Origin of the sequence: Halopelagius fulvigenes, assembly GCF_042662625.1 — an archaeon.
Classification (GTDB): domain Archaea; phylum Halobacteriota; class Halobacteria; order Halobacteriales; family Haloferacaceae; genus Halopelagius; species Halopelagius fulvigenes.
In genome coordinates this window covers 318,115-341,899 of the sequence record NZ_JBHSXH010000009.1, presented here as the reverse complement: position 1 = coordinate 341,899, position 23,785 = coordinate 318,115, and the positions used below count along the sequence as shown (strand labels likewise).

Here is a 23,785-nt window from a genome sequence, read left to right as displayed (position 1 = left end):
CTCAGTCGTACGTCTGCCACGACGCCGACCCCACGTCGATCCGGACGAGGACGTTCTCCTCCCACGCGTCGGGGTCCGCGCCGTACTTCTCGTTTATCTTCCGCGTCGCCGCCCGCGTCTCCGCCTCGTCCTCGACGACGGCGGCGGTGCCGAGGAGCGTCACCATCCACTGCGCGTGCCCGCCCTCGTCTTTCTGCACCGACAGCGCCACCTTCGGGTTCTCGCGGACGTTCCGCAGTTTCGTCCCGGTGGTGACGAGTTCCACGACGCCGTCCTCGTACCGGTACCAGAGCGGTGCGACGTGCGGGCGGCCCTCGTGGCAGGTGGCGAGGTGCGCCATGAGCGGTTCGCTCGTCAGCAGTTCCTCGGCTCTCGAATCGACGCCGCGGGACATGCGAGAGTCGTGACGCGCCGACGACAAAACGGTTCGGCGCGGACGGCCGACAGAACACGTCAGAAACCGGTACGGTCGCCCGAAACCGCCCGAACGCTTCTGTCGGTCGCGTCCGTACCTCCCCGTCCGCGGGACGCGTCCGCGAGTTCAACTATGTCATCGGAAACCGACGATTCGACGGACGGAGCACAGCGGTTGTCAGTCCACCTGGCGAACGGTCCGACCGTCGCCTGCGGGAACTTCAAAGCCATCGAGGAGGGGATCCTCCTGTTCGAGGACGAAGAACGGGAGCGAATCTCCGGGTTCGTCCCGTACGGCGAACTCCGGTTCGTCCTCCCGACGGACGGCGACATCCGCCCCGCCGCGACGGACGCCGCGGGAGGCGGCGAGGGCGGGACTGACGGGGGCGAAGAGGAGATGGAAGTCGAGACGGAGGTGGAGGTAGAGGCAGGAGACGGGGTGGAAGTCGAAGTCGAGGCGGAGACGGAACTCGAACGGGAGGGCGGAGACGAGATAGAAGCCGAGTCCGAGGTGGAAGTCGAGGCCGAACGCACCGACGGAGCGGAGTCGGAGGCCGAAAACGAGGAGGAGGAAGAGGAAACCGAGGCCGACGGTGCGGACGAACCCGCGACCGCGCAGTTCGACGACGACAGCGAAGACGAGGCCGACAACGTCGAGGTGCAGGGCGCGGAGGAGGCCGCCGAGGCGGAGGCGCACGAACCCGACCCCGCGACCGAGGCCACGGCGACCGGCGAGGAGTCGGAGACGACGTCGGAGGCGGCGGCCCCCTCGCAAGCGACGACCGAGAGCGAATCGGACACCTCCCGAAGCGCCGGCGACCCGACGGAGGTAGGCGGCATCGGCGAGGCGTACGGCGCGGACCTCAGAGACGCCGGTATCGACTCGCTCGCCGCACTCGCGGACGCGAACGCCGAGGACGTGGCGGACGCCGCCGACGTGAGTCCCGAACGGGCCGAACAGTGGGTGGCCGACGCCGCCGAGGCGACCGACGGAGACGTCGCAGAGGAGGAGTCCGACGGGACCGGCGCGGAGGCGTAAGCCTCAGTCGTCGGCGACCCGGTTCGCCGCGACGAACTCCTCGGTCGTCTCGCGCCACGCGGCGACGAGTTCGTCCTCGAACGGTTCGGTCTCCAGTGAATCGACGGCGTCCCTCTCGTCCAACCAGCCCACAGTCCGGCGGACGCCCGTCTCGAAATCGACGGTGTACTCGAACCCCAAGTCGCGTTTCGCCTTCTCGTTGTCGAAGACGGTGCTGTACCGGAAGTGGTCCCTGAGCATCCGCGTCCTCTCGGGCGCGACGGCGGTGAGAACGTCCGTCGGGACGTGGACCAACTCGGGTTCGGGCGCGTCGAGTGCCGACGCCACCCGGCGGTGGTACTGGTTCCACGTCATCGTCTCCTCGCTGGTGACGTTGTACGCCTCGCCATAGGCGTCCTCGTTGCCGACTGCGCCGACGAACGCCGCGGCCACGTCGTCGCGGTGACAGGGGCCCCACAGCGAGGTGCCGTCGCCGTGGACGACGACGGGCACACCCTCGCGGATTCTGTCGATGTAGTACGACCCGGTGCCGAACGTGTGGACGAGGGTTCCGCCCTCGCCGTAGGTGTTCCACGGGCGGACGACGGTCACGTCGAACGCTTCGCCGTGATTCTCGAAGAAGACGTCCTCGGCGGCCGTCTTTCCGGCGGCGTAGTCGCTGACGGACGGGCGGCGGGGCGCGTCCTCGGTCACCGGGTTCCGCGGCGGCGGGCGGTGGTAGACGTCGATAGTGCTGCAGAAGACGTACTGGTCGATTCGGCCGCGGAAGGCGCGGACGGCGCTCTCGGCCTCCGCCTCGGTGAAACACACCATGTCGATGACGCAGTCCGGTGCGGGGTCGAGTTCGCGCATCTGCGCTTCGAAGCGGTCGAAGTCGGTCCGGTCGCCCCGGAGCGTCGAGACGGCGTCGGGAATCGCGGCGTCGGTTTCGCCGCGGTTGTAGACGGCGACGTCGTGGCCCGCATCGACCAACTGTCGGGTGATGCCGGTACTGATGAGACCGGTTCCGCCGACGACGAGAACGTGCATGGCTTCGACGCGTCCGCCGGGCGTAAAAACCTCGGCGTCCGGCGTGTCGGTCGCGGACCGGACCGCGGGCGGGCATCAGGCGGGCCTCAGGCGAGCGTCACGTCGAGGTAGAGCATCACGGCGACGCCGACCATCATCCCCGCGGTGGCGACGTGTTCGTGCCCGCGCGCGTGCGTCTCGGGGACTATCTCGTGGCTGATGACGAACAGCATCCCGCCGGCGGCGAAGCCCATCGCGTAGGGGACTATCGGGGCGACGAACGCCGCCGCGACGGCCCCGACGACGGCCAGCGGAATCTCGACGAGGCCGGCGCGCACCCCCGCGACGCCGGCGTAGAAGTACGACCCGAGGCCGGCGCTCCGGGCGGCCAGCGAGACGGCCAGTCCCTCGGGGACGTTCTGCGCGCCGATGGCGAGCATCAGGGCGACGGCGTTGCCGATGTCGCCGGACCCGAACCCGACGCCGACGGCGAGTCCCTCGGGCATGTTGTGGAGCGTGATGGCGACGATGAAGAGGACGACGGACGCCATCCTGCTATCTCCGGGGTCGACCCGACGGCCGGTGACGACCTGTTGGACGTTCGGAGCCCAGTCGTCGGCCCTGTCGAGGAGGACGACGCCGAGTGCGAACCCGACGAACACCGGGAACGGTCCGCCGAGTTCGATGCCCGGAAGCAGGAGGCTCGTGAAACTTGCCGAGAGCATGACGCCCGCGGCGAACCCCAGCGCGGCGTCTAACGCCCGTTCGCTCGGGTTCGGGTAGACGACGATGGCGAGTGCGCCCGCCGTGTTACAGAGCGCGATGAAGACGCCCCCCGCCAGTCCGAGCAACAACGGGTCCGTCCCGACGAGGGAGACGAAGGTGTCGGCGACGTTCATCTTCCTTCGAGCGTCGTCCCGGCGGTACGTGTACCTTCCGCCGCGTCGGAGTTCGTTTCCGCCGACCGTTCTCTCCGCGCGGGAACGGAGGGGAGGATATAGGCGTGCCGGGTGCAAACGCCCGAGAGAGGTATGTTCCAGCGAATCCTGTTGCCCACGGACGGAACCGACTCGATGCAGACGGTCGTCGAAATCGCCGCCGACGTCGCCGAACGTCGGGACGCGGAGGTACACGTCCTCTACGTCGTCGACGACCGGGCCTTCCTGACGCTCCAAGAGGAGATGCAGGAGGACGTCATCGCCGAACTCGAGGGCGAGGCCGAAACCGCGACCGACCGTGCGGCAACCAGCCTCTCGGAGGCGGGCGTCGCCGTGACCGAAGCCGTCAGGAAGGGCGACCCCGCCGACGAGATTCTCGCGTACGCCGACGAGATAGACGCCGACCTGATAGCGATGGGGACGCGCCGCGGCGACTACACGAAGAACCTCATCGGGAGCGTCTCGCAGAAAGTCGTCGCCGGGTCGAGCGTCCCCGTCCTGACGGCGAACCTCAACGGCGACGGGGAGTGACCGGATAGCGGCGTCCGTCGGTTCTCGGCGTCGGCGTCGCCGCCGCCTCAGTTCTCGTCGCTCTCGAAGTCGATGGCGACGGAGTTGATGCAGTAGCGCTTGCCCGTCGGGTCGGGGCCGTCGTCGAAGACGTGTCCGAGGTGGCCGCCGCAGTTCTTACAGAGCACTTCGATGCGGCGCATCCCGTGGCGGGTGTCCGTCTCCGTCTCGACGTTGTCGTCGTTCGCGGCGAAGAACGCCGGCCACCCGCACTCGGAGTCGTACTTCGTCTCGGAGTCGAACAGTTCCGCTCCGCACCCCGCACAGTGGTACGTCCCCTCCTCGGAGCGGTCCAGATGCTCGCCGCTGAATCGGGGTTCGGTGCCTCGCTCCCGCAGAATCTCGTACTCCTCGTCGGTCAGTCGTTCGCGCCACTCGTCCTCGGAGTTCGGCATGTCTTCCGCCGCGCGTTCGCTCATACCTCTCGTACGCGCCGCGGACGGAAAACGGCTTTCCGCGCTACTCGTCGCGCCGGAGCAACGACGGGATGCGCAGCATCTCCAGTTCGTCGACGTCGAGTTCCAGCATCGACGCCCGGGAGACGGCCTTCGGCAGACCCGCCGGCGTCCGGTCCACGTCGAGCGTCGGCGGCGCTTTCGGCGACCCGTCCTCGTCGATGAGGGCGTCCCACAGGTCGGAGTCGGCGTCGAAGTCGCCGCGGACGTCTTGGACCTGCCTGCGGCCCTCGTTGTAGGCGAGGTCCAGCACGCTCCGCTGGTACGCCGTGCTCGTGAGGCGTCGGATGCGCGTCCGTTCCTCGGGGAACTCGTGGCCGAGTTCGCTGGCGATACCGAGGGCGTACATCCGCCGAAGCGCGTCCTCGGCTTCGAGCGTCCGCCAGTCGGTATCGAATACCTTGTCGTACATGGCCTACAGGTCCACGCGCTTCGCCGGGTCTACCACCAACCCGTCGTCGGAGAACTCCAGCGAGCGAATGTCGCAGTCGATGTCCGTCCCGCGCATCTTCACGACCTGTATCCCGCGCGTCATCCCCGTCGCTTCGAGGTAGTTGTGGAAGAAGATGACGCCGTGCGCGAGGTAGTGCTCGTCGGAGTACGAACTCGGGTCGGTCATCTCGGAGATGAGGAGCGTCGTCGCCTCGCCCTGCTTCAACGCGGTGAGAAAGCGCGTCATCTCCTCGTCGCCGCCAGCGAAGAACAGGCGGAGCAGCATCGTCGAGTCCACGACGAGGCGGTCCACCTGCCGCGAGTTGACGAACGCGACGATCTTGTCCGTGAGACTCTGCACGCTGGACGGGTTGTTCCCCTGCGAGAACTGGTTCAGCAGGTGCTTGCCCTTCTGGCTCACGAGGTTGATGAATCGGAACTGCTCGGACGACGTGAGGGTCTCGAAGCCGAAGTCGTACCCCGACATGTCGTTCACGAGTTCCTCTTTCGTCTCGTGCATCGTGATATACATGCAGTTCTCGCCGTTACGAAGTCCCTCCGCGATGAACTGCGCCGTGAACGTGGTCTTGCCACTTCCCGGCGGACCTGACAACACGTAGAGTCGTTGGGGGAGGAACCCACCTTCGATGAGATGGTCGAACCCGCTAACCCCACTCGGAATCCGCATAGGGGTACTCTCCGAAGACTGGGTTATAACAATTCCGGGGTTGGCGAGACTGAATGTCTCACTCGGGGAACAGTTCCACCTCGCGTTCGACGGCGTCGATTCGCGCCACGTCCTCCTCGTCGAGGGTCAGAGACGTCACCGCGTCGCGGTTCGCGCGGAGGTGTTCCGCCGAACTCGACTTCGGGATGACCGAGAAGCCTTTCGCGCGCAACCACGCGAGACTGACCGCCTGCGGCGTCGTCTCGTGTTTCTCGGCCACCGCGACGACTTCCTCCACTCGGGTCACCGCCCCGCCCGCCATCGGCGAGTACGCCACTGGGACCGCGCCGTGTTCACGCGCGTCCGCGAGGAGTTCCGGTCGGGTGAAGAGCGGGTGGTACTCCGTCTGGTGGGCCGCTATCGGCGAATCGAGGTGGTCGCGCGCCGTCGCCAACTCCTCCGGTTCGAAGTTGCTCACGCCGACGTGGCGAATCAGGCCCTCGTCGCGGAGGCGGTCGAACGCCGCGAGGGTGTCCGCGGGGTCGTACGCGTCGATGGGGCGGTGGACGTACAACAGGTCGAGGTACTCCACGCCGAGTCGGTCCATACTCTCGCGCGCGCTCGATAGCACGTCGTCGTACGCGAGGTTGTCCGCCCACACCTTCGTGGCGAGGAACACCTCCTCTCGGGGAACGGCGGCCGCCGCTATCGCGTCGCCGACGACGGACTCGTTGTCGTAAATCTGCGCGGTGTCGACGTGGCGGTAGCCCATCTCCAACGCCGTCGTCACCGCTTCGGCCTCCGACGGCGTGCCGAGACCCATCGTCCCGAGTCCGAGTGCGGGCACGTCCGCCTCCCCGAGCGTCGGTATCTCCGGTTCGTCGTCCATACGCACACGGGGGACCGTAGGGATTTGAGGTTCGGGGGTCCGTCCCCGAACCGTAATGCGGGGTGCGCCCCTACGCCCGCCCATGCGACGCCCGAATAAATCGAGCCACTGCGGGGCGACTGGCCGTGATAGCGACCGAACCGCGCCGCGAGACGGCGGGAGCGAGGCGTGACGGGGCGAGTCGGCGTCGTCGGCGCCGGGGCGGCGGGCGTCGGGGCCGCGTACGCCATCGCGGAGGCGGGCGCCGACGCCGAGGTGACGATACTGGAGAAAGGCGGCGGCGTCGGCGGGCGCGCCGCGACGCGGCGGCGACGCGGGTGCCGATACGACCACGGCGCGAACTACGTGAAGAACGCCGACGAGCGGACGGCCTCTCTGATTCCCGAACTGGGCGCGGAGGGCCTCGTGAACGTCGAGGAACCGGTGTGGACGTTCGACGCCGCGGGCGAACTCTCCGAGGGGGACGCGGCGGAGAACGCCCCCGAGAAGTGGACGTGGACGGAGGGAATCGCGGAACTCGGCACGCGCCTCCTCGACCGAACCGACGCCGACGTGCGGACGCGAACGCGGGTCGAAACCGTCGCGCGCGAGGACGACGGGTGGACCCTCTCGTGCGTCGACGGCGAGACGTTCGGGCCGTTCGACGCCATCCTCCTGACGCCGCCCGCGCCGCAGACGGCCGCCCTCCTCGATATGACCCACTGGGACGACGACCGGTTGGACGACGTGAGACGGAAGGTCAGTGCAGTCCCGTACCGGACCGTCAAAACCGTCGTCCTCCACTACCCGTTCCGCGAGGAGTACCCGTGGTACGGCCTCGTGAACGCGGACAAGGAACACGAGATAGGCTGGCTCTCCCGCGAGGAGTGCAAGGACGGCCACGTCCCCGAGGGCGAGAGCCTGTTCGTCGCGCAGATGAGCCCCGAGTGGTCCGCCGAACGATACGCCGAACCGGTAGAGGAGGTAGCGCCCGCCGCGGCCGGACACGTGGCCGAACTCCTCGGCGACGACCGGTACCGCGCGCCCGACTGGACCGACGACCAAGGGTGGCGACTGGCGCTTCCCGACGAGGGCGTAGACGAGGACGTGATTCGCTCGGCGGAGGACGCCGGCCTCTACTTCGCCGGCGACTGGGTGGCCGGCGAGGGGCGCGTCCACCGCGCCCTCTGGAACGGGTACGACGCGGGCGAGCGAATCGCCGAGAGCATCTGAGACGCGTCCCCGCGGTCACTCCGCCTCGTGTATTCGCTCGCCGCGGTGGAGGCGCGCGGCGATGGTGAACGTCTGCTCCCGTTCGCGCCGCGTCGGGAAGTGAGCGGCGAGGTACCGCGCGACGGCGACGAACAGCGTCCGAATCTCCTCCGGGTCGTCCCGCACGTCTATCTGCGAGAACCCGGCTTCGAGGGCCTGAAACGTGTGGAACCCGGCGTCTTCGCGGAGGAGCCCCCGCCCGAGTCGTTCGCGGAGTCGCGCCGGGTCGCCGCCGCGGTCTAAGAAGTGCGCGGCGTGCCGCCCCGCGGCGTCCACCCGCCCCTCCGCGTCGAACGCGGCGAGGAGTCCGTCGAGGTGCGTCTCGGCGTCTCCCTCGCCGTCGGCGTCTCCGCCGGGCCGGTCCGGCACCGGCGCGGGCGGCGTGTTCAGGAAGCGGTCGAGGTAGACGTTCGTCGCCGCGTCGAACACGCCGCGGTAGAGTTCCGTCGCCCCCGTCCGCCGCGCCAACCGGTGGACAGCGTTGGCGTAGGTGAACGTGTGGTGGACGGTGTTCCAATCAGAGAACTCGTTGACGGTGCCGAACCGGGCGACGTGCGTCCCGGCGGCGTAGGCGACTTCGCCCGCGAGTTCCTCCACCGTCGCGCCCTCGGCTATCGCCGACGTGAGCGCCGAGAACACCGTCTCGGGGTCGTCCGCGAGGAGCGTCTCGGTGAACCCCTCGGGGGCGGTCCACGACTTCGACTCGCCCGCCGCGACGAGTTCGTCCAACCCGTCGAACGTCCCCTCCAGCATCGACGCGAGGTCCACGGGTTGCCGCCACGAGGACCGTTCCTCGGCGCGGGCCGCCGTCGCCAACCCCCGAACCAGAGTCGGGAGGACCGCCTCCGCGCGGTCCCGCCCGACCGTATCGAGGGCTTCGAACGCCTTGTTGACGAAATCGAGCGTGTGACCGGCGTTCAGGTAGCGGTGGTCGGTCGCCGCCGCGGCCAGCATCTCGGCCACCCGCGCGTCCGAGCAGTCGTTCGCTATCGCCGTCCGGAGGACGCGTTCCGCGCCGTCGGCGTCGCGCACCTCGACGTTCTCGCGGAACCACGACTTCAACCGGTCGTACGGCACGTCGCGCGCGCCGAACGCCTCCTGGTCGAACCGCGGCGGTTCGTCCGCGCAGTCGTTCGCCACCTCCGCGAGACCCTGATACAGCGCGCGCGTTCGGTCCTCCTCGCGGAGGTGCGGGAGGACGTTCGCCATCGCGGTCAGGACGGTCAGTCCCGGCCCCCACCCCGCCTCTCTGTACCGCGCGCCGAACCGGACGCCCGTCTCGACCACCTCCGCGGACGGGACGCCCGCGTCCGCGAGGCCGAGTACCGACTTGGCGACGACGAGTCGGAGGTTCCGTTCGAGGCCGTCCTCCAAGCGCGCCGCCCACCGCTCCGCGGGCGGTTCGTCGCGTTCGGGGTCCGGGTTCACGTACACGTCGCCGTCGCGCACCTCGACCGGGTACGTCCGCACGTCGTCCGCCCACGGGTCGAAGGTGTCGCCGCAGGAGAGTTCGAAGCGGGCGTGGTGCCAGTGGCAGGTGAGGACGCCGTCTTCGACGCTGCCGTCGGTCAGCGGAAAGCCCATGTGCGGACACCGGTTGTCGGTCGCGAACACCTCGTCCTCGTGGTAGAAGACGGCGAGCGGCGTCCCCCGTCCGGTGACGAGCGTTCGACCCTCCTCCTTCAGTTCGTCGAGGGCGCACGCGCGCACGAAGTCGCCCTGCGGTTCGGATGCCATGCGATGAGTAACCGTGCCACGCACCGTAAGCGTTCGCTGAAGCGAGTATACGTAGCGTCGGTGACACGTCTCGGCGCGCTGCGGAGGTTACCCGGAGACGGGCTTCGAGAGGGAGTGAGGGACGGTCTCGATACGTAACGGCGGCGTGCGGTGGGCTGACACCCGTCTGCCGATAGCTTTTATTCGAGGAGAGCGAACAGTCTGTCGTGCCTGCCCTCACCGTTCGAATCGACCCACACGTCCACTCGGATGCGTCGTACGACGGCTCGGACCCCGTGGAGTTGATTCTCGAGCAGGCGGCCGAAATCGGCCTCGACGCCGTCGTCATCACGGACCACGACGTCATCCACGAGTCGATTCGGGCCGCGGAACTCGCCCCCATGTACGGACTCGTCGGCATCCCCGGGGTGGAAGTCTCGACGGCCGACGGGCACCTCCTCGCCCTCGGCGTCGAGTCGATGCCGCCGCGCCGCGAACCCCTCGGCGACACCGTCGAGTGGATTCGCGACCGCGGCGGCGTCGCCATCGTCCCGCACCCGTTCCAGCGGAGTCGCCACGGCGTCCGCAAGAGCCAACTGACCGACGCCGACGCCATCGAGGTGTACAACTCGTGGCTGTTCACCGGGTGGAAGAACCGCCGCGCGCGCCGGTTCGCCCGCGATTACGGCTACCCCGGCGTCGCCGGCAGCGACGCGCACAAGGTCGGATACGTCGGCCGCGCCTACACCGAGATAGACGTGCCCGACGTGACCCGCGCGACGCTCACCGCCAAGGACGTCCTCGACGCCATCTACCACGGGACGACGCGCGTCGAGGGGCGGCGGACCCCGATTCCGACGAGCACTCGCCACTACGGCGGCGCGGCGTTTCGGAAGAGCGGCTACTACGCGAAGTTAGGCGCGATCAAGAGCGGGTCGCTGGCGAAGACGGGCGCCGTGCAGGCCGCGCGAACGCTCGCCCGCGTCGGCCCGTTCTCCAGATGACGGCGCGCGGCGGCGAGTAGCACCACTCCGATCCGACGGTCGCCGACGCGGACGCCTCTGCCGAACGATATACGGGCGTCTACCGTGCACGTTCTCTCGTGTCTCTAGGAATCGGCCACTTCGCGGTCGGCGCGGCGGGAGCCCTCGCCCTGCTTCTGGTCACAGGCCTCCACCGGAGGACCCACCAAGACGGGGCCATCGCCATCGTGAGCGGACTCTGGGCGATCGTCCCCGACGTCGGACAGGTGATTCCCGGCGTCACCAGCACCGACGGAACGCCGCTTGCCAACCTCTTTTGGTTCCACTACTTCCTCGATTCTCACCCGTTTACCGATAGCGCGGCGGGGAGCGCGGTGTTCGTCAGCGCTCTCGTCTGTGCGGTGGCGTTGCTGGTTCTGATAGAGGGGAACAGAGAGGGAACGTAGCGGCGTTCGGCTATCCGTCTCGCTCCGCCGAACTCACCAACTCCTCGTACTGCGCGCCGGTCTGTTTCAGCGTCTCCGTCGAGTAGAGGCGTTCGTGGTCGAACGGCAGGTGGTCGGCGGCGAGTTCGTCTATCTTCTCGTCCACCGCGTCCGCCTCGCGGCCGTGAATCATCGTAAAGAGGTTGTAGTCCCAGTCGAGGTCCTCCCGGCGCGGCCGGTGGTAACAGAGCGTCACGTACGGAAGCCGACCGGCGGCCTCGCCGCGAGCGTCGAGTTCGTCGTCCGGCACGTCCCAGACGACCATGCAGTTCGAGTCGAAGCCGGTGACGACGTGGTTGACGACGCAGCCGATTCGCTTGATGCACCCGTCGTCGAGGAGGCGGGAGATGGCCGAAACGACGTCGTCCACGTCCGCGCCCACGGCCTCGGCCACGTCCGCGTACGGCGTCGGCGAGAGCGGAAAGCCGTCCTGAATCTCGACGAGGAGGTCGGCTTCGAGCGTCGAGAGGTCGCCGGTCGCCTCCTCGGAGATGCGCGTCGCGGAGACGTCCGTCGCTTCGAGGCTCTCGCGGGCGAAGCGGTCCCGGTTCACGACGGGAAACTCCAAGTCGATGTAGTAGTCCGTGAGCATCGGCAGGTTCAGTACCGTACAGCCGGTTCGCTCCTCGATTTCCGCGAGAATCTCGTCGCGGCGGTCCCGCGAGGCGGCGGTGACGACGAACCACATGTTCCACTCGTGGTCCCGGCGGTAGTTGTGGTTCACCTGCCGGTAGCCGTTTACCACCTCGGCCACCTCCGCGAACCGCGACTCGGGCGCGCTGACGGCCGCGAGCGTCGAACTCCCGATGACCGGCGGGTTCAGCACCGCGCCGAACCGCCGGAACACCTTCCGCTCTCGCAGTCGCCGCACCCGTTCGACCACCTCGGACTCCGGGACGCCCAGTTCCTCCCCCACCGTCCGGAACGGCCGCGGTTCTATCGGGAATCCGCTCTGGTACTCGTCGATGAGGGCGGCATCGACGTCGTCCAGTCTCGCGCGCCAATCGCCCTCCAGTGCGCTCATTGCGTAGACGTAGGAGCGAGCGAACGTACAGGTTTCGGGTTACGACGGCGCGATCTGACGGCCCCCGCGCGAGTAGTTCGACCGGCGGATTCCGACCCTCGAACGGACTACTTTTGTCGGGGCAGACCAACGTTCAAACATGGCTCAAGCGTCCGAGACGGACGAGTTCGGGGAGTGGCCGCTGAAGCGTCTCATGACCGAAGTGGTCGGCTCCGGGACCAAGTCCGCGGAGGACATGACGCGCGAACAGGCGCAGGACGCGATTCGGCGCATCTTCGCGGGCGAACCTGACCCGACCACCCTCGGAGCCTTCTGGCTCGCGAACCGCTGGAAGCACAACAACGCCGAGGAACTCGCGGCGTACGCCGACGTGATGTGCGAGCACGTCGAGTACGCGGAACCCGACGCCGACCCGGTCGACTGCGGCGCGAACTACGACGGCAAGGGGAAGACGGCGATTCTCGGCGCGGCCGCGGGCATCGTCGCCGCCGCCGCGGGCACGCCCGTCGTCGTCCACTCCGGCGACCGGGTGCCGACGCAGAAGCGGGACGCCTACAAGCACGTCCTCGACGAACTCGGCGTCCGGACAGAACTGGAACCCGAGGAGAGCGCCGACATGGTGGACGAGACCGGATTCGGCTTCTACTACCAACCCGCGTTCAACCCCGTCGTGGACGACCTGTGGGACCGCCGCGACCGGATGGGCGTCCGCACGTTCTTCAACACCATTGAGACCATCGCGAACCCCGCCGACGCCGACGTCCACCTCGGGTCATTCTACCACCTCACGTTCGCGAAGAAGATGGTAGACACCTTCGAGCGGTCCGAACACCACGACCTGCGCCGCGTCCTCATGTTCCAAGGCATGGAGGGGTACGACGACATCCGGCCGGGGTACACGAAGGTGGCCGAGTGGACCGACGGCGAGTTCGACGACTTCGAGATAGAGACGGCCGAGTACGGCATGGACTTCGAGTACGACGACTTAGGCGTGAGCGAGGACGACGTGGCGGGCGACTCCGCCGAAATCACGGAAGCTGTCCTCGCCGGCGAACGCGACGACCGCTTCGCCGACGCCGTCGCCCTCAACGCCGCTCTGCGCATCTACGCTCGCGAGGACGCCGACAGCATCGACGAGGGTCTGGAGGTGGCCCGCGACGCCATCGAGAGTGGCGACGCCGAGGCGGTCCTCGAAGACCTGCGCGCGTTCTGAGCGACGCCCCGGAAACCCTCTCTCTTTCGTCGCAGTTTCGAATTCGGACCTGTCGCCTCCCCGCCGAAGCAGTCAACCGCCTGCGGAGCGAGTTCGTCGGGGATGGAGTACACGAACCTCGGGAACACGGGACTAGAAGTGTCTCGGCTGTGCATGGGCTGTCTGAACTTCGGAACCGAACAGCCGTGGATGCTCCACGACCGAGAGGAGGCACAGGAGGTCCTCGACAGGGCGTTGGAACTCGGAATCAACTTCTTCGACACGGCGAACGCCTACTCGGGCGGCGAGAGCGAGGAGATTCTCGGCGCGGCCGTCGCCGAACGCGACAGGGAGGAACTCGTCCTCGCGACGAAGGTGTACTTCCCGATGCGCGAGGGGCCGAACGGAGGCGGCCTCTCCCGGAAGCACGTCCTCGACCAAGCGCACGCGAGTTTAGAGCGCCTCGACACCGACTACATCGACCTCTACCAGATCCACCGCTGGGACGAGAACGTCCCCATCGAGGAGACGCTCTCGGCGTTGGACCGCCTCGTCGAGGAGGGGGTCGTCCGCTACGTCGGCGCGAGTACGATGCCCGCGTGGAAGCTGATGAAAGCGCTGCACGAGGCCGACGTGAACAACTACGAGCGGTTCGTCTCGATGCAGTGCGAGTACAACCTCGTGGACCGCCACGAGGAGGCGAACGTCCTCCCCCTCTGTGCGGACCAGAACCTCGGCGTGATTCCGTGGTCGCCCCTCGCCGGCGGGTTCCTCACGGGGAAGTACGAACGCGGGGAGGACCCCGACGAGGGCCGGGCTGCGACGGACGAGTACACGGAGAACCGGTTCACCGACGAGAACTGGGCGGTGCTCGACGTGGTCGAGGAACTCGCCGAGGAGAAGGACGCGACGGCGGCGCAGGTGTCTCTGGCGTGGTTACTGCGCAAGGAACTCGTGGACGCGCCCATCGTCGGTCCGCGGACGGTCGAACACCTCGAAGACGACGTCGGCGCACTCGACGTGGACCTCACCGACGAGGAGATGGAGCGGTTAGAGGAGCCGATAACGCCCGTCTGGAACCGGGACATCGGCGACGTGTGAGGGCCTCCTCGGAGACGGGCGGCGGCGTCACTCCACGCCGTCGCGTAGCGGAAGCGCGATACCGACGAGCGTCTCGCCCGCGGTGACCGTCGCCTCGCGCGCGACGGAGTAGACGAACCCCGCGCGGTCGGCCGTCACCTCCTGTAGCACCTCGTACGTGGTCGGGTCGTAGACGCGCCCGAGGTGGTCGCCCGCCTCCACCGTCTCGCCGAGGACGGTGTCGGGGCCGGGGTGGAACAGCCCCGAATCCGAGGCGGTGGCGCGCCCGAGGTGGTTCCGCGCCGTCCGCAGGTCCGCGGGCATCTCCGGGTCGCCCGAGAGCATGTCGAGTTCCTTGAGGACGTTCGTCACCCCGCGGACGCCGGTTTCGATGGCGGGTTCGACGAGTTGCTTGCTGTGGGCCAACTCGGGCGTGATGGAGGGGATGCCCTCGCGGGTGGCCGCGACGCGGAGTTTGCCGCCGAAGTTCCGCTCTGACCACTCCGCGTCCGCCTCGTCGCCGGCGGCCTCCGCCAGTAGCAGGTCGGTGCCGAACGCCGCGGCGAGCCGTCGGGACTCGTCGCTGCCCTTCAGGTAGACGGTGTGGGTGAGCATCTCGGGACTGCCGGTGTGTAAATCGACTATCGCGTCGGCCTCGCCGGCGTACTCCCAGAGGGCCGCCGCCATCCGTTCGTGGAGCGACCCGTCGGCGTCGCCCGGCCAGACGCGGTTCATGTTGGAGTTGACCGAGTCGAGTTCCTCCGGCGTCGTGTAGGAGACGCGGTCGAACGTGAGGGGGTCGGCCACGGGAACCGCCACGAGCGTCCCCGAAACCGCGTCGTGGTCGAGTCGTTCGTGGAGGCGGCGGAGGACTTCCGTCCCGTTCACCTCGCGGCCGTGTTGGGCGGCCTGCACGTACAGCGTCGGGCCGTCGGCGTCGGCGGCGCCGCCGTACGTGTGGACGGTCGTCTGCACCGGAACGCCGGAGGGCAAGCGCGCGAGGGTGAGCGTCTCGGCCGTGTGCATACCCGCACCTCGGACGGGCGCGCCTTGTATCATGCGGGGGTCGCCCCTCGAAGGCACCGTTTTTGTACCCGACGACCCACCATCCCCTATGGTAGACGAATCCGCGATGGACGACCCCGAGAATCCGGTTGCGACGCTCCAGACGAACCGCGGCGACATCGTCGTCGAACTGTTCGAGCAACGCACCCCGCGGACCGTCGAGAACTTCGTCGGCCTCGCGACGGGCGAGAAGGAGTGGAGCGACCCGGAGACGGGCGAAACGCGGACGGACTCGCTGTACGACGGCACCGTCTTCCACCGCATCATCGAGGGCTTCATGATTCAGGGCGGCGACCCCGAGGGGACTGGCCGCGGCGGCCCGGGCTACACCTTCGACGACGAGTTCCACGACGAACTCAACCACGACGAGGCGGGCAAACTGTCGATGGCGAACCGCGGTCCGAACACGAACGGGTCGCAGTTCTTCATCACCCTCGACGCCCAACCCCACCTCGACGGCAAGCACGCCGTCTTCGGGCAGGTCATCGAGGGGATGGACGTCGTCGAGGAGATCGGTAGCCTCCCGACGGACCGCAACGACAAGCCGATGAAGGACGTCGTCCTCGAATCCGTCGAGATCGAGGAGTAGAACTCGTAAGCTCAACGGAGGCGGGACCGGAATCGCCTCGCTCGCGATTCTTTTTCGTGACCGCAATCGACAGCGCAAAGGCCGGCGGCGCACTAGCTCGGCGTAATGAGTGAGTCCGACGGGTCCGGGGATGGACCGCTTCGCCCGAGCGATATCGGCGACGACGAGAACGCGCCACCGATAGAGGAGAAGCCCTACAAGATCATCTTCGAGGCGAACAAGTGCTTCGCGGCCGGGCGGTGCGCGGAAGTCGCCGACAACTGGGAGATGGACCTCGCGACGAACCTGGCGAAGCCGAAGTCGTACTTCATCGGCGAGGACGAACTGGAGGAGAACGTCCGGGCGGCGGAGGTGTGCCCCGCGAAGAAGGACCGCGGCGTCATCCACGTCGTGGACCGCCGGACGGACGAGGAGATAGCGCCCGACCCGCACGGGGACGGGACGCTCAGCGTGGACTGGTAGTTCTCGGGTGCGTCCGCCGCCGACGAAGCGAAACCATCTTTGGTCAGTCCCCGGAAGTGGTGGGTGCGCGGGGGTGGCTGAGCCAGGCCAAAAGCGGCGGACTTAAGATCCGCTCCCGTAGGGGTCCATGGGTTCGAATCCCATCCCCCGCACTTCTCGTCGCCGAACGACAGTGAGGCGTCGGTATCGTACCGATGGCGTTCGACTCGGAAGCGGAGCGAGCGGTAGTGAGCGGAGAGACCGTGGTTCCCGTGAGCGACGCGAACGGGAACTCGTGAGACGCAAAGCGTCTCACGGTGGTTCGAATCCCGTCCCCCGCGCTCGTTTCTCCGAACTGCGACCGCCGAGGGGCCCGAACGCCACCGACGTGCGCCTCACCGCCAGAGAGATAGCTTGTGACCGGTCGAAGGGGCGTCCACGACCTCTTCTTCCGGTTTCCACGGCGCGGACCGCCTCCACTCGTCGGCGCTCTCGATCAAGTTTCGAACGTCCCGTACGAACGGCATGGGGTCGTCCGCGCTGAGGTAGTCGAACCGAGGGTGTCGGACGAGCGAGGACGCGACGTCGACGACGGCGTCCGCGAATCGGGGTCGTTCGACGAGGTTGTACTCCTCGAAGAGGACGCTGTGGAGGTAGAGCAACTCCCCGCGGAGGAGGTGTCCGCCCATCCCCGCGGTGTAGGTCGCTTCGGACGCGGCCTCCGCGAAGCGCGGGCGGTCGGTCGCTTGTAACCAGTAGAGATACGGGAAGTCGACGCCGGCTTGGACGGTGAACGGGAGCGACGACCAGAACCGGGGGTTCACCTCCATGAGTTTGAACTCGCCGGTCCGTTCGTCGCGGAGGAACTCCACCATCGCGACGCCGTGCCAGTCGAGTCGGTTCAACAGACTCCGCCCGGCCGCTTCGAGTTCCGGAATTCGGACCGACTCCCTGTACGCGCTCGGCCCGCCGGCGTACTTCCACCCCCGTCGTTGGCGGTGTTGGAACGTCGCCATCGGCTCGCCGCGGTCGTAGATGGCGAAGAAGCCGTACTCGTCGGACTGCGGGACGTACTCCTGAACGAGGGGGACGTGACCCATCTCGGCGCGTATCTCCGAGCGATTCGGTTCCTCACCGGGCGCGAGATACACCGTCGAGGCGTCCGACACGCCGCTTCGGGAGCCGTCGACGTACTCGGGTGCCAGAACGGTGTACCGCGACTTGACGATGGTCTCGCGGTCCCAGTCCGACCACTCGTCGAGCGTCGCCGTCTCGGGGGAGCCGACGCCGGCCGCCTCCGCCTCCGCGAACAGTTTCACCCGGTCTTGGACCTTCCGTAGCGTCTCCATCGTCGGCCACGGCGTCCCGACGTACTCTCCGAGCGTATCGCGGTTCTGCGCGAGTACGTACACGTCGGCTTCCCTGAACGGGACGACGGTCCGAACGTCGGGCCGTTCGGCGAGGGCCACCAGCGCGTCTCCGTACGAGTCGAGGCTCTCTCCCGGGTCGGGAACGCTCGCGCGCCCCTCGCAGTACTTCGAGCTGAATCCCGGCGGCGTCGCCTTCTCCGACACCGCGAGCGTTCGAACCCCGCGGCGCCCGAGGGACCGAAGGCAGGCGGCGCTGCTGGCGACGTTTATGGCGGGAACGACTGCGACCCCTCCCCCATCGGCCATTTGCTTGTTCATTGTTGACATTTTCAGTCCAACGACGCCTAATTATATCGGTGCTTACGCCACGTAGGCTGTCAATTAATGGGATAGATCACACGAATCGGGACATGAGAAGGCGCACTCCGGGACGTCCGAAGCGGCGGTGAGTTCGAGCGTCCGCATCGCGGACGACGGAGACGAACGCGCCGCGCGGCGGTCCGCACGTCGATAACGCACCGCTCCTCCGACGACGTTATCCCCGTCTCGCGCCAGTATAGGGGATGAAGACCGCGAGCCGGTCGCACCGGTACTCCGACGGACAGGGCTTCGACGACCCCTACGAGGGATTCGACCTCGGACCCGACGGGCCGGTGGTGGACGTAGACCCCGTGGACGACTACGCGCTCGCGGAACTCGTCGAGGAGGCGTCGCTCGTAGCCGAGGACGTGGACGTGGCGGCCTTGGTGGACGTGGGTCTCGACTACCTCGCCGTCGAGCAGTACGAACAGGCCATCGACGCGTTCGGCCGGGCGGCGTTCTACGCCGAGGAGGGGAGTCGAGAGGCCCGAACGGCGTGGGTGAACAAGGGCGTCGCACTCGCCCTCCTCGGGGAGTACGACGAAGCGGCCGGCGCGCACCGCGAGGCACTCCGCATCGGCGACGGGACGCCGGCGGACGGTCGGGCGTCGTCGACGTCACCGGACGACGATATCTCGGCGACGGCGCACGCGAATCTCGCGTACGCCCTGTGGGAACTCGGCGAGAGCACGCGTCCGTTGGAGCACGCCGAACGCGCCGTGACGCTCGACCCCCGCCTCGCGGAGGCGTGGTACGACAGGGGGTACTTCCTCAATGAGAGCGGTCGGCACGAGGAGGCGCTGACCTGCCTCGACAACGCGCTGACGCTCGGTCTGCGCGACTCGTGGGTCCACGACGAACGCGCGCGCGCACTCGACGCCCTCGGCGAGTACGAGGCGGCGGCCGAGGCGGAAAACCGGGTGACGGGCGGCCGCATCCGCCGGGGGGACGCCGCCCGTCTCACCGAGTGAGAACCGTCTTCGACGCGCGTGCGAGCCCCAACTTATTCGGGGCTGGCTAATTAGATGTAATTACACGATGTCCGTACGACCGCTCGTGGGGCCGACCCGGTACGATTACCAGCTCGGCGTAATGGGGATGAGTCTCGTCTGCGGCGGCGCGGTCGGCGCTCTCTCCTCGATTCCGCTGTACGTCGCGGGCAGTCTCGGCGCGCTCTTGGCGGCGGTCGTTCTCGTCGTCGGGACGGTCACCGAGTTCGCGTGACGTTCTCTCCCCTGCTAGCGACGAGAAAAGTGGACGTTCTTCCGCGTTTCGTCCGGAAGAAGACGACGGCGAATCGACGTTCGGACCGTCTATCGCCGGCGTCGGCGGACTCGGCGCAGAGCGACGACTGAAGGTCGGAGAGCCTCCTCGGAGATTCTCCCCGGCGGACGGACTGTCTCTCCTATTCGTACGAAAGCCGTTGGACGGTGACAGGTCGTCGCGGACGGACGGAGATGCCGCTACGCGTCGAACGAACTCGGCGTCGTAACGGACGGGTGCGTCGCTCCGAACGCGGCGTGGCGACTGGCGGTGTAGCAGAATGGGAAAAGGTAGCGGCCAGCCGGGAGCAGCCCGGCGAGCCGCTGCCGCCCTGAATTGGTCCCCGCTGACGCTTCGGCCCTCCAAAGCGAAGCGTCACTCGGTGAGATGGCCGGGAGGAACTTAAAAGTGCCGCACCTGCCGCGATACGTTCGCCGCCGCTGATGTATCCAACGAGATACGTCGCCCGAGTGAGGATTCCGCGCGGGCGTCGGACGCGAGGGGCTTTTGCCCCGCCGTCCCCTCCGTGGGACCATGAGCGACGTATCCGGACGCGTCCGACGGGCGTTCGATGACCACAACTCCTTCGAGCAGGTAGGCGACGAGACGTTCGAATCGACCGCGACTGCGTTCGACGGTCGGGTTCGCGTCTCCGAGGACGGCGCGGAGGTGACGTTCGACGTGGAGGTTCGCGTCCCCATGCTGGACGCCGTCGTCGAGGGCGACGTGGCCGACGTGGTCGAAGACGGGTGGTACGAGACGTTCGCGCTTCGAGCGGAGGACATCGGCGGCGTGACGAAAGTCGAACGCGACCTGTCGGTGGACGTGCGCCGGGAGGGCGAGGAGGCGGTGGTCGAAACCTCGTTCGCCGACGTGAACGAACGCCGCGGCGCGGACGACGCCGGCGCGGTCATCGACTACGTCGAGGGGACGTACGTGCAGGGCGTCATCCCCGGATACGAGTACACCGACCCGGTGTCGAGCCTCATCGACCGGGCGAGCGAGGCGGCGGGCGGAGACGGCGGAACGCCGCTCTGAACGGCGAGAAATTAGGGTTTCGGTGACGGAGCGGACGGCGACGGGGGGAGTCAGTCCATCGCCATGTACGTCTGCGTGTCTTCGATGCCGTTTATCTCGTGGATGCCCGCGGCGATCTCTTTCACCTCGCCGGGGGAGCCCACCTCCGTTTTGACGACGAAGTCCACGTCGCCGGCGACGATACTGACGCTCCGGACGCCCTCGTCGAGCGATAGCATCTCCTCGCGGAGGCGGTCTACGTCCCCGGTTGACGCCTTCACCATGACGTAGGAGGTGACCATCTCAGGCACCCCCCGTGGACGCGGACAGTTTCTCGCCGACGACGAGTTGCCGGACTTCGTCCAACACGGAGAAGTCCGCGAGCACCGCGATTCTGTCCCCCTCCTCCAGCGAGTGGTCCGGCATGGGCAGTCCCATCGGTTCGTCCGCCTTCCCGAACGCGAGGATGCGCGCGTTCGCCGGGAGGGCCACCTCGTCTATGGTGTACCCCTGCATCGGCGACTCCTCGGAGACGGTCATGAGGACGACCTGAAGGTGTTGTGCGATGTCGGCGATGGCGCGAACGGACCCCCCGAGGAGGGCGTTCTTCGCGCCGATCGCGCCGAGGCGTTCGGGGTAGACCACCTCGTCCACTTCGTTGGCGTACTTCTGGTACACCTCCTCGCGGTAGTCCTCGTCCACGCGGAGGACCGTCCGGAGGCCGTGGTGTTTGGCGATGGAACAGGCGGCGAAGTTCACGTTCAAATCGCCCGTGAGTGCGCCGAGCGCGTCGGACTTATCGATACCCGCCGCTTCGAGCGTCTCCTCGCGGGCGCCGTCTCCCTCCACCACCTCGAATCCGGCGTCGCGGGCCCGGTCGATTCGGTCCCGGTCCCGTTCGACGAGGGCCACCTCGTGTCCCTCCCCTTTGAGAACCCGGGCCGTTCGAAGACCGACACGTCCGGCACCGATGATAACGAACCGCATATGAGAGACGTACGCCGCGTGAGATGAATAACCTTGCCCCGGCGAGCGGCACAAACGCTTTGAGCCGATGCGTGCATGTGTCTGTCATGGTACACGCCTTCATCATGGTGAAAACCGCCGCGGGCGAGTCGGAACGGCTGCTCGACCCCATCCGAAAGCTCTCGACAGTCACGGAGGCGCACATCGTCGCGGGCGACTACGACATCATCGCGGAAGTCGAGTCCGAGGAGGTGTACGAGGTACTGAAGACCGCCTCCAGCGGCGTTCAGGGGTTGGAGGGCGTGACGGACACGAAGACGTACATCTCGATGGATGACTGACGGGGGCGGTCAGCGGTCGAGTTCGTTCGGGTCGTGCCGCGAGAGGTGGTCCCGCATCGCCGCCTTCTGCCGTTCGACGCCCGGCGGGAGCGACCCGTACGCGTGGTCGAACACGTCGTCGGGGTCCGCCGGCGGGACGGACTCGGCCTCCTCGACCGCGGCTTTCAGCTCCGCCTCCGTCTCCTCGCGGACCGTCTCGACGAAGTCGTCGTCTATCACGCCCTCCCCGCGGAGGAACTCCTCGTACCGTTCGAGGGGGTCGCGCGTCCGCCACTCCGGTAAGTCGGGCTCCTCGCCGCGGTAGACGCTCGGGTCGTCCGCCGTCGTGTGCGGCCCCCGCCGGTATGTGAGACTCTCCACGAGGACCGGGTCGCCGCCCCGCGCCGAGGCGAGGGCGTCGGTGACCGTCTCGCGGACCGCCAACGGGTCGTTGCCGTCCACCTGCACGCCCTCGAAGCCGTACGCCTCCGCTTTGACGGCGATGGAGTCGCTCGCAGTCTGTCGGTCCCGGCGCATCGAGATGGCCCAGTCGTTGTTCTCGCAGAAGAAGACGACCGGCGCGTCGAAGACGCCCGCGAAGTTCAGCCCCTCGTGGAAGTCGCCTTCGCTCGTCGCGCCGTCGCCGAAGCAGACGAGGACCGCGTACTCCTCCTCGCGGTAGTTCGCGGCCATCCCCGCGCCCGTCGCCAGCGGTATCTGCGTGGCGATGGGCACCGCCTGCGGGAAGACGGGGACGTCGTGGTCCGAGTGGTACTCCGCGCGGCCGCGGCGGAACAGGAGTACGTCGCTCATTGGGACGCCGCGGGCCAGTTGGAGGGCGTTCGAACGGTAGGTTGGGAATAGCCAGTCGTCCTCCCGAAGCGCGTGGGCCGCGCCCACCTGCGACGCCTCCTGCCCGCGGAACGGCGGGTACCCGCTCATCCACCCGCGTCGCTGGAGGGCGAGGGCGCGGTCGTCGAACCGACGCGCCCGGACCATATCGCGGAAGGCGGCGCGGGCGTCCACCTCGGTGAGCCACGTCTCTTCGAGGGAGCGCTCTCCGACGAGTCGGTGCATGCCCGAGTTCTCGCCGCGACTCCTGATAAAGTTCCGCGATCGTCCGCGAGAGCGGGGACACCTCGAAACCCGAGGGTGTAAAGTTCGGCGGCGACGTACTCGGCGTATGGTCTCGGTCGTCAACCTCGTGCTGTTCGGGGCGGTCCTCGTCGGTCACACGCTCCTGGCGGCGGTGTTAACCCGGTTCTTCCGCATCCGGCTGAAGACGCAGTGGGGGTACGTCGTCTACTCGCTGCTTCTCATCCCCGTCGTCCTCATCGTCTCGACGCTCGTGTTCTTCGGCGTCCTCCCCATCGGTGCCGGGTTGAACCTCGACGTCCCGGTGTTGCTCGGGGCGTCCGTCGGCATGCCGCTGGCTCTCGGGTTCGCCATCGACACCCTGTACGTGCCGCCGCCGGAGGAGTACGACCTGCCGGAGACGCAGTAGTCGGTTACGCTTCGTCGCGCCGTTCGCGTTCCCGCAGGAGTCGTTCGACGCTCCGTTCGACCATCTCGACGACGTCCTCCGGCGGTTCCGTCGCGTCGATGCGGACGAAGCGCTCGGGGGTGGCCTCGATGAGTTCCTCGTAGTTGTCCCGCACGTCGGCGAGGTACTCCGCTCGCTCGAACTTGTTCGTCGCCCCCGCGCGGGCGGCAGCCGTCTCGGGGTCCACGTCGAGGTAGATGGTCGCGTCCGGCGGGCGGGAGAACGCCGCGTGGATGCCCTGCACGTATTCGAGCGGTCGCGTCAGGTCCGTCTCCGAGAGCGTGGCCGCCTGATAGGCGAACCGCGAGTCGGAGTAGCGGTCCGAGACGACGAGCTTCCCCGCCTCCAACGCCGGGCGAATCACGCGCGAGAGGTGGTCGGCGTGGTCCGCAGTGAACAGGAACAACTCGGCCAACGGGTCGGCCCCCTCGTCGGACATCGACCGGTAGACGGCGTCGCCGTACCACGACTCCGTCGGTTCGCGGGTGAACACCGCGTCGGGATAGGCGTCATGTAGCGCCTCCCACGCGGTCGTCTTCCCGCTTCCGTCGAGTCCTTCGAGCGTGATGAGCATACTCCGACGTGGAACTCGGAGGGAGTAAAGCGTCGCGGGATTCGGACGGGCGGACGCCCGCCGCGCCGCCGACGGGTCGCCGGACGGCGGCGGGACGGCGGCAGAACGGCCGCGAAACCGGGGGACGGGAGTAC

The 23,785-nt window shown here is 67.8% G+C and carries 29 protein-coding genes and 1 tRNA gene; 15 read left to right on the top strand and 15 right to left on the bottom strand.

Features of this window, described 5'->3' with window-relative positions; genetic code table 11:
* Position 1: 1 nt before the first annotated feature.
* The gene (locus tag ACFQEV_RS04110; protein WP_379692822.1) at positions 2-394 is read right to left on the bottom strand and encodes a pyridoxamine 5'-phosphate oxidase family protein; all 393 of its coding nucleotides are present in this window, start codon (positions 392-394) and stop codon (positions 2-4) included.
* A 153-nt stretch (positions 395-547) separates the two neighbouring features.
* On the opposite strand from ACFQEV_RS04110, the gene ACFQEV_RS04105 reads away from it, so the two are divergent.
* Entirely contained in the window at positions 548-1,453 is a 906-nt protein-coding gene (locus ACFQEV_RS04105; RefSeq protein WP_379692820.1) for a helix-hairpin-helix domain-containing protein, read from the top strand.
* 3 nt (positions 1,454-1,456) lie between these two features.
* On the opposite strand, the gene ACFQEV_RS04100 is transcribed toward ACFQEV_RS04105, so the two are convergent.
* The gene (locus ACFQEV_RS04100; RefSeq protein ID WP_379692818.1) at positions 1,457-2,482 is read right to left on the bottom strand and encodes an NAD-dependent epimerase/dehydratase family protein; all 1,026 of its coding nucleotides are present in this window, start codon (positions 2,480-2,482) and stop codon (positions 1,457-1,459) included.
* Between the two features lie 86 nt (positions 2,483-2,568).
* On the bottom strand, positions 2,569-3,360 hold the full coding sequence (locus ACFQEV_RS04095; protein ID WP_379692816.1) for a ZIP family metal transporter: 792 nt from the start codon (positions 3,358-3,360) through the stop codon (positions 2,569-2,571).
* Between the two features lie 132 nt (positions 3,361-3,492).
* Here ACFQEV_RS04095 and ACFQEV_RS04090 point away from each other — a divergent pair, with 132 nt between their 5' ends.
* On the top strand, positions 3,493-3,930 hold the full coding sequence (locus tag ACFQEV_RS04090) for a universal stress protein (protein WP_379692814.1): 438 nt from the start codon (positions 3,493-3,495) through the stop codon (positions 3,928-3,930).
* 47 nt (positions 3,931-3,977) lie between these two features.
* Here ACFQEV_RS04090 and msrB read toward each other — a convergent pair whose 3' ends face one another.
* The 4 genes from msrB to ACFQEV_RS04070 are packed head-to-tail and all read right to left on the bottom strand — an operon-like array spanning position 3,978 to position 6,412.
* Positions 3,978-4,388: a peptide-methionine (R)-S-oxide reductase MsrB gene (gene msrB, locus ACFQEV_RS04085; RefSeq protein ID WP_379692812.1), complete on the bottom strand. Its 411-nt coding sequence runs from the start codon at positions 4,386-4,388 to the stop codon at positions 3,978-3,980.
* A gap of 40 nt (positions 4,389-4,428) precedes the next feature.
* Complete coding sequence (locus ACFQEV_RS04080) at positions 4,429-4,836, bottom strand: hypothetical protein (RefSeq protein ID WP_379692810.1); 408 nt, start codon at positions 4,834-4,836, stop codon at positions 4,429-4,431.
* Between the two features lie 3 nt (positions 4,837-4,839).
* A complete protein-coding gene (locus ACFQEV_RS04075; protein ID WP_092532123.1) occupies positions 4,840-5,544 on the bottom strand; it encodes an RAD55 family ATPase in 705 nt (234 codons plus the stop codon).
* Positions 5,545-5,602: 58 nt separating this feature from the next.
* On the bottom strand, positions 5,603-6,412 hold the full coding sequence (locus ACFQEV_RS04070; RefSeq protein ID WP_379692808.1) for an aldo/keto reductase: 810 nt from the start codon (positions 6,410-6,412) through the stop codon (positions 5,603-5,605).
* 168 nt (positions 6,413-6,580) lie between these two features.
* Between ACFQEV_RS04070 and ACFQEV_RS04065 the strand changes: the two genes are divergently transcribed.
* On the top strand, positions 6,581-7,624 hold the full coding sequence (locus ACFQEV_RS04065; protein WP_379692806.1) for an NAD(P)/FAD-dependent oxidoreductase: 1,044 nt from the start codon (positions 6,581-6,583) through the stop codon (positions 7,622-7,624).
* Between the two features lie 15 nt (positions 7,625-7,639).
* On the opposite strand, the gene ACFQEV_RS04060 is transcribed toward ACFQEV_RS04065, so the two are convergent.
* Complete coding sequence (locus ACFQEV_RS04060) at positions 7,640-9,400, bottom strand: Rieske (2Fe-2S) protein (protein WP_379692804.1); 1,761 nt, start codon at positions 9,398-9,400, stop codon at positions 7,640-7,642.
* A gap of 206 nt (positions 9,401-9,606) precedes the next feature.
* Here ACFQEV_RS04060 and ACFQEV_RS04055 point away from each other — a divergent pair, with 206 nt between their 5' ends.
* Together ACFQEV_RS04055 and ACFQEV_RS04050 are read left to right on the top strand one after the other, a co-directional pair.
* Positions 9,607-10,383, top strand: coding sequence for a CehA/McbA family metallohydrolase (locus ACFQEV_RS04055; protein ID WP_379692802.1), 777 nt, complete (start codon positions 9,607-9,609; stop codon positions 10,381-10,383).
* Between the two features lie 98 nt (positions 10,384-10,481).
* Positions 10,482-10,808, top strand: coding sequence for a hypothetical protein (locus ACFQEV_RS04050; RefSeq protein ID WP_379692800.1), 327 nt, complete (start codon positions 10,482-10,484; stop codon positions 10,806-10,808).
* A 10-nt stretch (positions 10,809-10,818) separates the two neighbouring features.
* On the opposite strand, the gene ahbB is transcribed toward ACFQEV_RS04050, so the two are convergent.
* Positions 10,819-11,871, bottom strand: coding sequence for a siroheme decarboxylase subunit beta (gene ahbB, locus ACFQEV_RS04045; protein ID WP_379692798.1), 1,053 nt, complete (start codon positions 11,869-11,871; stop codon positions 10,819-10,821).
* Positions 11,872-12,010: 139 nt separating this feature from the next.
* Here ahbB and ACFQEV_RS04040 point away from each other — a divergent pair, with 139 nt between their 5' ends.
* Positions 12,011-13,084, top strand: a complete 1,074-nt coding sequence (locus ACFQEV_RS04040) for an anthranilate phosphoribosyltransferase (RefSeq protein WP_379692796.1) — start codon at positions 12,011-12,013, stop codon at positions 13,082-13,084.
* Between the two features lie 102 nt (positions 13,085-13,186).
* A complete protein-coding gene (locus tag ACFQEV_RS04035; protein ID WP_379692794.1) occupies positions 13,187-14,164 on the top strand; it encodes an aldo/keto reductase in 978 nt (325 codons plus the stop codon).
* A gap of 27 nt (positions 14,165-14,191) precedes the next feature.
* Here ACFQEV_RS04035 and ACFQEV_RS04030 read toward each other — a convergent pair whose 3' ends face one another.
* Entirely contained in the window at positions 14,192-15,169 is a 978-nt protein-coding gene (locus ACFQEV_RS04030; RefSeq protein WP_379692792.1) for a succinylglutamate desuccinylase/aspartoacylase family protein, read from the bottom strand.
* Positions 15,170-15,257: 88 nt separating this feature from the next.
* On the opposite strand from ACFQEV_RS04030, the gene ACFQEV_RS04025 reads away from it, so the two are divergent.
* The 3 genes from ACFQEV_RS04025 (at position 15,258) to ACFQEV_RS04015 (ending at position 16,411) form a co-directional block, all read left to right on the top strand.
* Positions 15,258-15,797, top strand: coding sequence for a peptidylprolyl isomerase (locus ACFQEV_RS04025; protein ID WP_379692790.1), 540 nt, complete (start codon positions 15,258-15,260; stop codon positions 15,795-15,797).
* Between the two features lie 105 nt (positions 15,798-15,902).
* Complete coding sequence (locus tag ACFQEV_RS04020) at positions 15,903-16,259, top strand: ferredoxin (RefSeq protein WP_379692788.1); 357 nt, start codon at positions 15,903-15,905, stop codon at positions 16,257-16,259.
* Between the two features lie 67 nt (positions 16,260-16,326).
* Positions 16,327-16,411, top strand: a tRNA-Leu gene (locus ACFQEV_RS04015).
* A 222-nt stretch (positions 16,412-16,633) separates the two neighbouring features.
* Here the strand turns inward: ACFQEV_RS04015 and ACFQEV_RS04010 are convergent.
* Complete coding sequence (locus ACFQEV_RS04010) at positions 16,634-17,926, bottom strand: carboxylate--amine ligase (protein ID WP_379692786.1); 1,293 nt, start codon at positions 17,924-17,926, stop codon at positions 16,634-16,636.
* Between the two features lie 245 nt (positions 17,927-18,171).
* On the opposite strand from ACFQEV_RS04010, the gene ACFQEV_RS04005 reads away from it, so the two are divergent.
* From ACFQEV_RS04005 to ACFQEV_RS03995, 3 genes are all read left to right on the top strand, one after another.
* Entirely contained in the window at positions 18,172-18,939 is a 768-nt protein-coding gene (locus ACFQEV_RS04005) for a tetratricopeptide repeat protein (RefSeq protein ID WP_379692784.1), read from the top strand.
* Between the two features lie 67 nt (positions 18,940-19,006).
* Positions 19,007-19,192, top strand: a complete 186-nt coding sequence (locus tag ACFQEV_RS04000) for a DUF8015 family protein (protein ID WP_379692782.1) — start codon at positions 19,007-19,009, stop codon at positions 19,190-19,192.
* Between the two features lie 573 nt (positions 19,193-19,765).
* Positions 19,766-20,269 carry a DUF5813 family protein gene (locus ACFQEV_RS03995; protein WP_379692780.1) on the top strand — a complete coding sequence of 168 codons (504 nt, stop codon included), beginning with the start codon at positions 19,766-19,768 and terminating at the stop codon, positions 20,267-20,269.
* A gap of 50 nt (positions 20,270-20,319) precedes the next feature.
* Here the strand turns inward: ACFQEV_RS03995 and ACFQEV_RS03990 are convergent, their stop codons facing one another.
* Positions 20,320-20,550, bottom strand: coding sequence for an Lrp/AsnC ligand binding domain-containing protein (locus ACFQEV_RS03990; protein ID WP_379692778.1), 231 nt, complete (start codon positions 20,548-20,550; stop codon positions 20,320-20,322).
* 1 nt (position 20,551) lies between these two features.
* Positions 20,552-21,235, bottom strand: a complete 684-nt coding sequence (locus tag ACFQEV_RS03985) for a potassium channel family protein (protein WP_379692776.1) — start codon at positions 21,233-21,235, stop codon at positions 20,552-20,554.
* 86 nt (positions 21,236-21,321) lie between these two features.
* On the opposite strand from ACFQEV_RS03985, the gene ACFQEV_RS03980 reads away from it, so the two are divergent.
* The gene (locus ACFQEV_RS03980) at positions 21,322-21,555 is read left to right on the top strand and encodes an Lrp/AsnC ligand binding domain-containing protein (RefSeq protein WP_379692774.1); all 234 of its coding nucleotides are present in this window, start codon (positions 21,322-21,324) and stop codon (positions 21,553-21,555) included.
* A gap of 9 nt (positions 21,556-21,564) precedes the next feature.
* Here ACFQEV_RS03980 and ACFQEV_RS03975 read toward each other — a convergent pair whose 3' ends face one another.
* Positions 21,565-22,611: a thiamine pyrophosphate-dependent dehydrogenase E1 component subunit alpha gene (locus tag ACFQEV_RS03975; RefSeq protein WP_379692772.1), complete on the bottom strand. Its 1,047-nt coding sequence runs from the start codon at positions 22,609-22,611 to the stop codon at positions 21,565-21,567.
* A 106-nt stretch (positions 22,612-22,717) separates the two neighbouring features.
* Here ACFQEV_RS03975 and ACFQEV_RS03970 point away from each other — a divergent pair, with 106 nt between their 5' ends.
* A complete protein-coding gene (locus ACFQEV_RS03970) occupies positions 22,718-23,038 on the top strand; it encodes a hypothetical protein (RefSeq protein ID WP_379692770.1) in 321 nt (106 codons plus the stop codon).
* Between the two features lie 4 nt (positions 23,039-23,042).
* Here ACFQEV_RS03970 and tmk read toward each other — a convergent pair whose 3' ends face one another.
* Positions 23,043-23,651 (bottom strand): dTMP kinase, encoded by a 609-nt coding sequence (gene tmk, locus ACFQEV_RS03965; RefSeq protein ID WP_379692768.1) that lies wholly within the window; start codon positions 23,649-23,651, stop codon positions 23,043-23,045.
* Positions 23,652-23,785 lie beyond the last annotated feature (134 nt).

Coding starts and splice junctions, on each gene's coding strand:
- ACFQEV_RS04100 (WP_379692818.1), bottom strand. CDS start 2,482: ATGCACGTTCTCGTCGTCGGCGGAACCGGTCTCATCAGTACCGGCATC.
- ACFQEV_RS04090 (WP_379692814.1), top strand. CDS start 3,493: ATGTTCCAGCGAATCCTGTTGCCCACGGACGGAACCGACTCGATGCAG.
- ACFQEV_RS04000 (WP_379692782.1), top strand. CDS start 19,007: ATGTCCGTACGACCGCTCGTGGGGCCGACCCGGTACGATTACCAGCTC.
- ACFQEV_RS04110 (WP_379692822.1), bottom strand. CDS start 394: ATGTCCCGCGGCGTCGATTCGAGAGCCGAGGAACTGCTGACGAGCGAA.
- tmk (WP_379692768.1), bottom strand. CDS start 23,651: ATGCTCATCACGCTCGAAGGACTCGACGGAAGCGGGAAGACGACCGCG.
- ACFQEV_RS04075 (WP_092532123.1), bottom strand. CDS start 5,544: ATGCGGATTCCGAGTGGGGTTAGCGGGTTCGACCATCTCATCGAAGGT.
- ACFQEV_RS04020 (WP_379692788.1), top strand. CDS start 15,903: ATGAGTGAGTCCGACGGGTCCGGGGATGGACCGCTTCGCCCGAGCGAT.
- ACFQEV_RS04005 (WP_379692784.1), top strand. CDS start 18,172: ATGAAGACCGCGAGCCGGTCGCACCGGTACTCCGACGGACAGGGCTTC.
- ACFQEV_RS03975 (WP_379692772.1), bottom strand. CDS start 22,611: ATGCACCGACTCGTCGGAGAGCGCTCCCTCGAAGAGACGTGGCTCACC.
- ACFQEV_RS04025 (WP_379692790.1), top strand. CDS start 15,258: ATGGTAGACGAATCCGCGATGGACGACCCCGAGAATCCGGTTGCGACG.
- ACFQEV_RS04035 (WP_379692794.1), top strand. CDS start 13,187: ATGGAGTACACGAACCTCGGGAACACGGGACTAGAAGTGTCTCGGCTG.
- ACFQEV_RS04030 (WP_379692792.1), bottom strand. CDS start 15,169: ATGCACACGGCCGAGACGCTCACCCTCGCGCGCTTGCCCTCCGGCGTT.
- ACFQEV_RS03985 (WP_379692776.1), bottom strand. CDS start 21,235: ATGCGGTTCGTTATCATCGGTGCCGGACGTGTCGGTCTTCGAACGGCC.
- ACFQEV_RS04060 (WP_379692804.1), bottom strand. CDS start 9,400: ATGGCATCCGAACCGCAGGGCGACTTCGTGCGCGCGTGCGCCCTCGAC.
- ACFQEV_RS04070 (WP_379692808.1), bottom strand. CDS start 6,412: ATGGACGACGAACCGGAGATACCGACGCTCGGGGAGGCGGACGTGCCC.
- ACFQEV_RS04080 (WP_379692810.1), bottom strand. CDS start 4,836: ATGTACGACAAGGTATTCGATACCGACTGGCGGACGCTCGAAGCCGAG.
- ACFQEV_RS03970 (WP_379692770.1), top strand. CDS start 22,718: ATGGTCTCGGTCGTCAACCTCGTGCTGTTCGGGGCGGTCCTCGTCGGT.
- ACFQEV_RS03995 (WP_379692780.1), top strand. CDS start 19,766: ATGAGCGACGTATCCGGACGCGTCCGACGGGCGTTCGATGACCACAAC.
- msrB (WP_379692812.1), bottom strand. CDS start 4,388: ATGAGCGAACGCGCGGCGGAAGACATGCCGAACTCCGAGGACGAGTGG.
- ahbB (WP_379692798.1), bottom strand. CDS start 11,871: ATGAGCGCACTGGAGGGCGATTGGCGCGCGAGACTGGACGACGTCGAT.
- ACFQEV_RS03990 (WP_379692778.1), bottom strand. CDS start 20,550: ATGGTCACCTCCTACGTCATGGTGAAGGCGTCAACCGGGGACGTAGAC.
- ACFQEV_RS04095 (WP_379692816.1), bottom strand. CDS start 3,360: ATGAACGTCGCCGACACCTTCGTCTCCCTCGTCGGGACGGACCCGTTG.
- ACFQEV_RS04040 (WP_379692796.1), top strand. CDS start 12,011: ATGGCTCAAGCGTCCGAGACGGACGAGTTCGGGGAGTGGCCGCTGAAG.
- ACFQEV_RS04105 (WP_379692820.1), top strand. CDS start 548: ATGTCATCGGAAACCGACGATTCGACGGACGGAGCACAGCGGTTGTCA.
- ACFQEV_RS04010 (WP_379692786.1), bottom strand. CDS start 17,926: ATGAACAAGCAAATGGCCGATGGGGGAGGGGTCGCAGTCGTTCCCGCC.
- ACFQEV_RS03980 (WP_379692774.1), top strand. CDS start 21,322: ATGGTACACGCCTTCATCATGGTGAAAACCGCCGCGGGCGAGTCGGAA.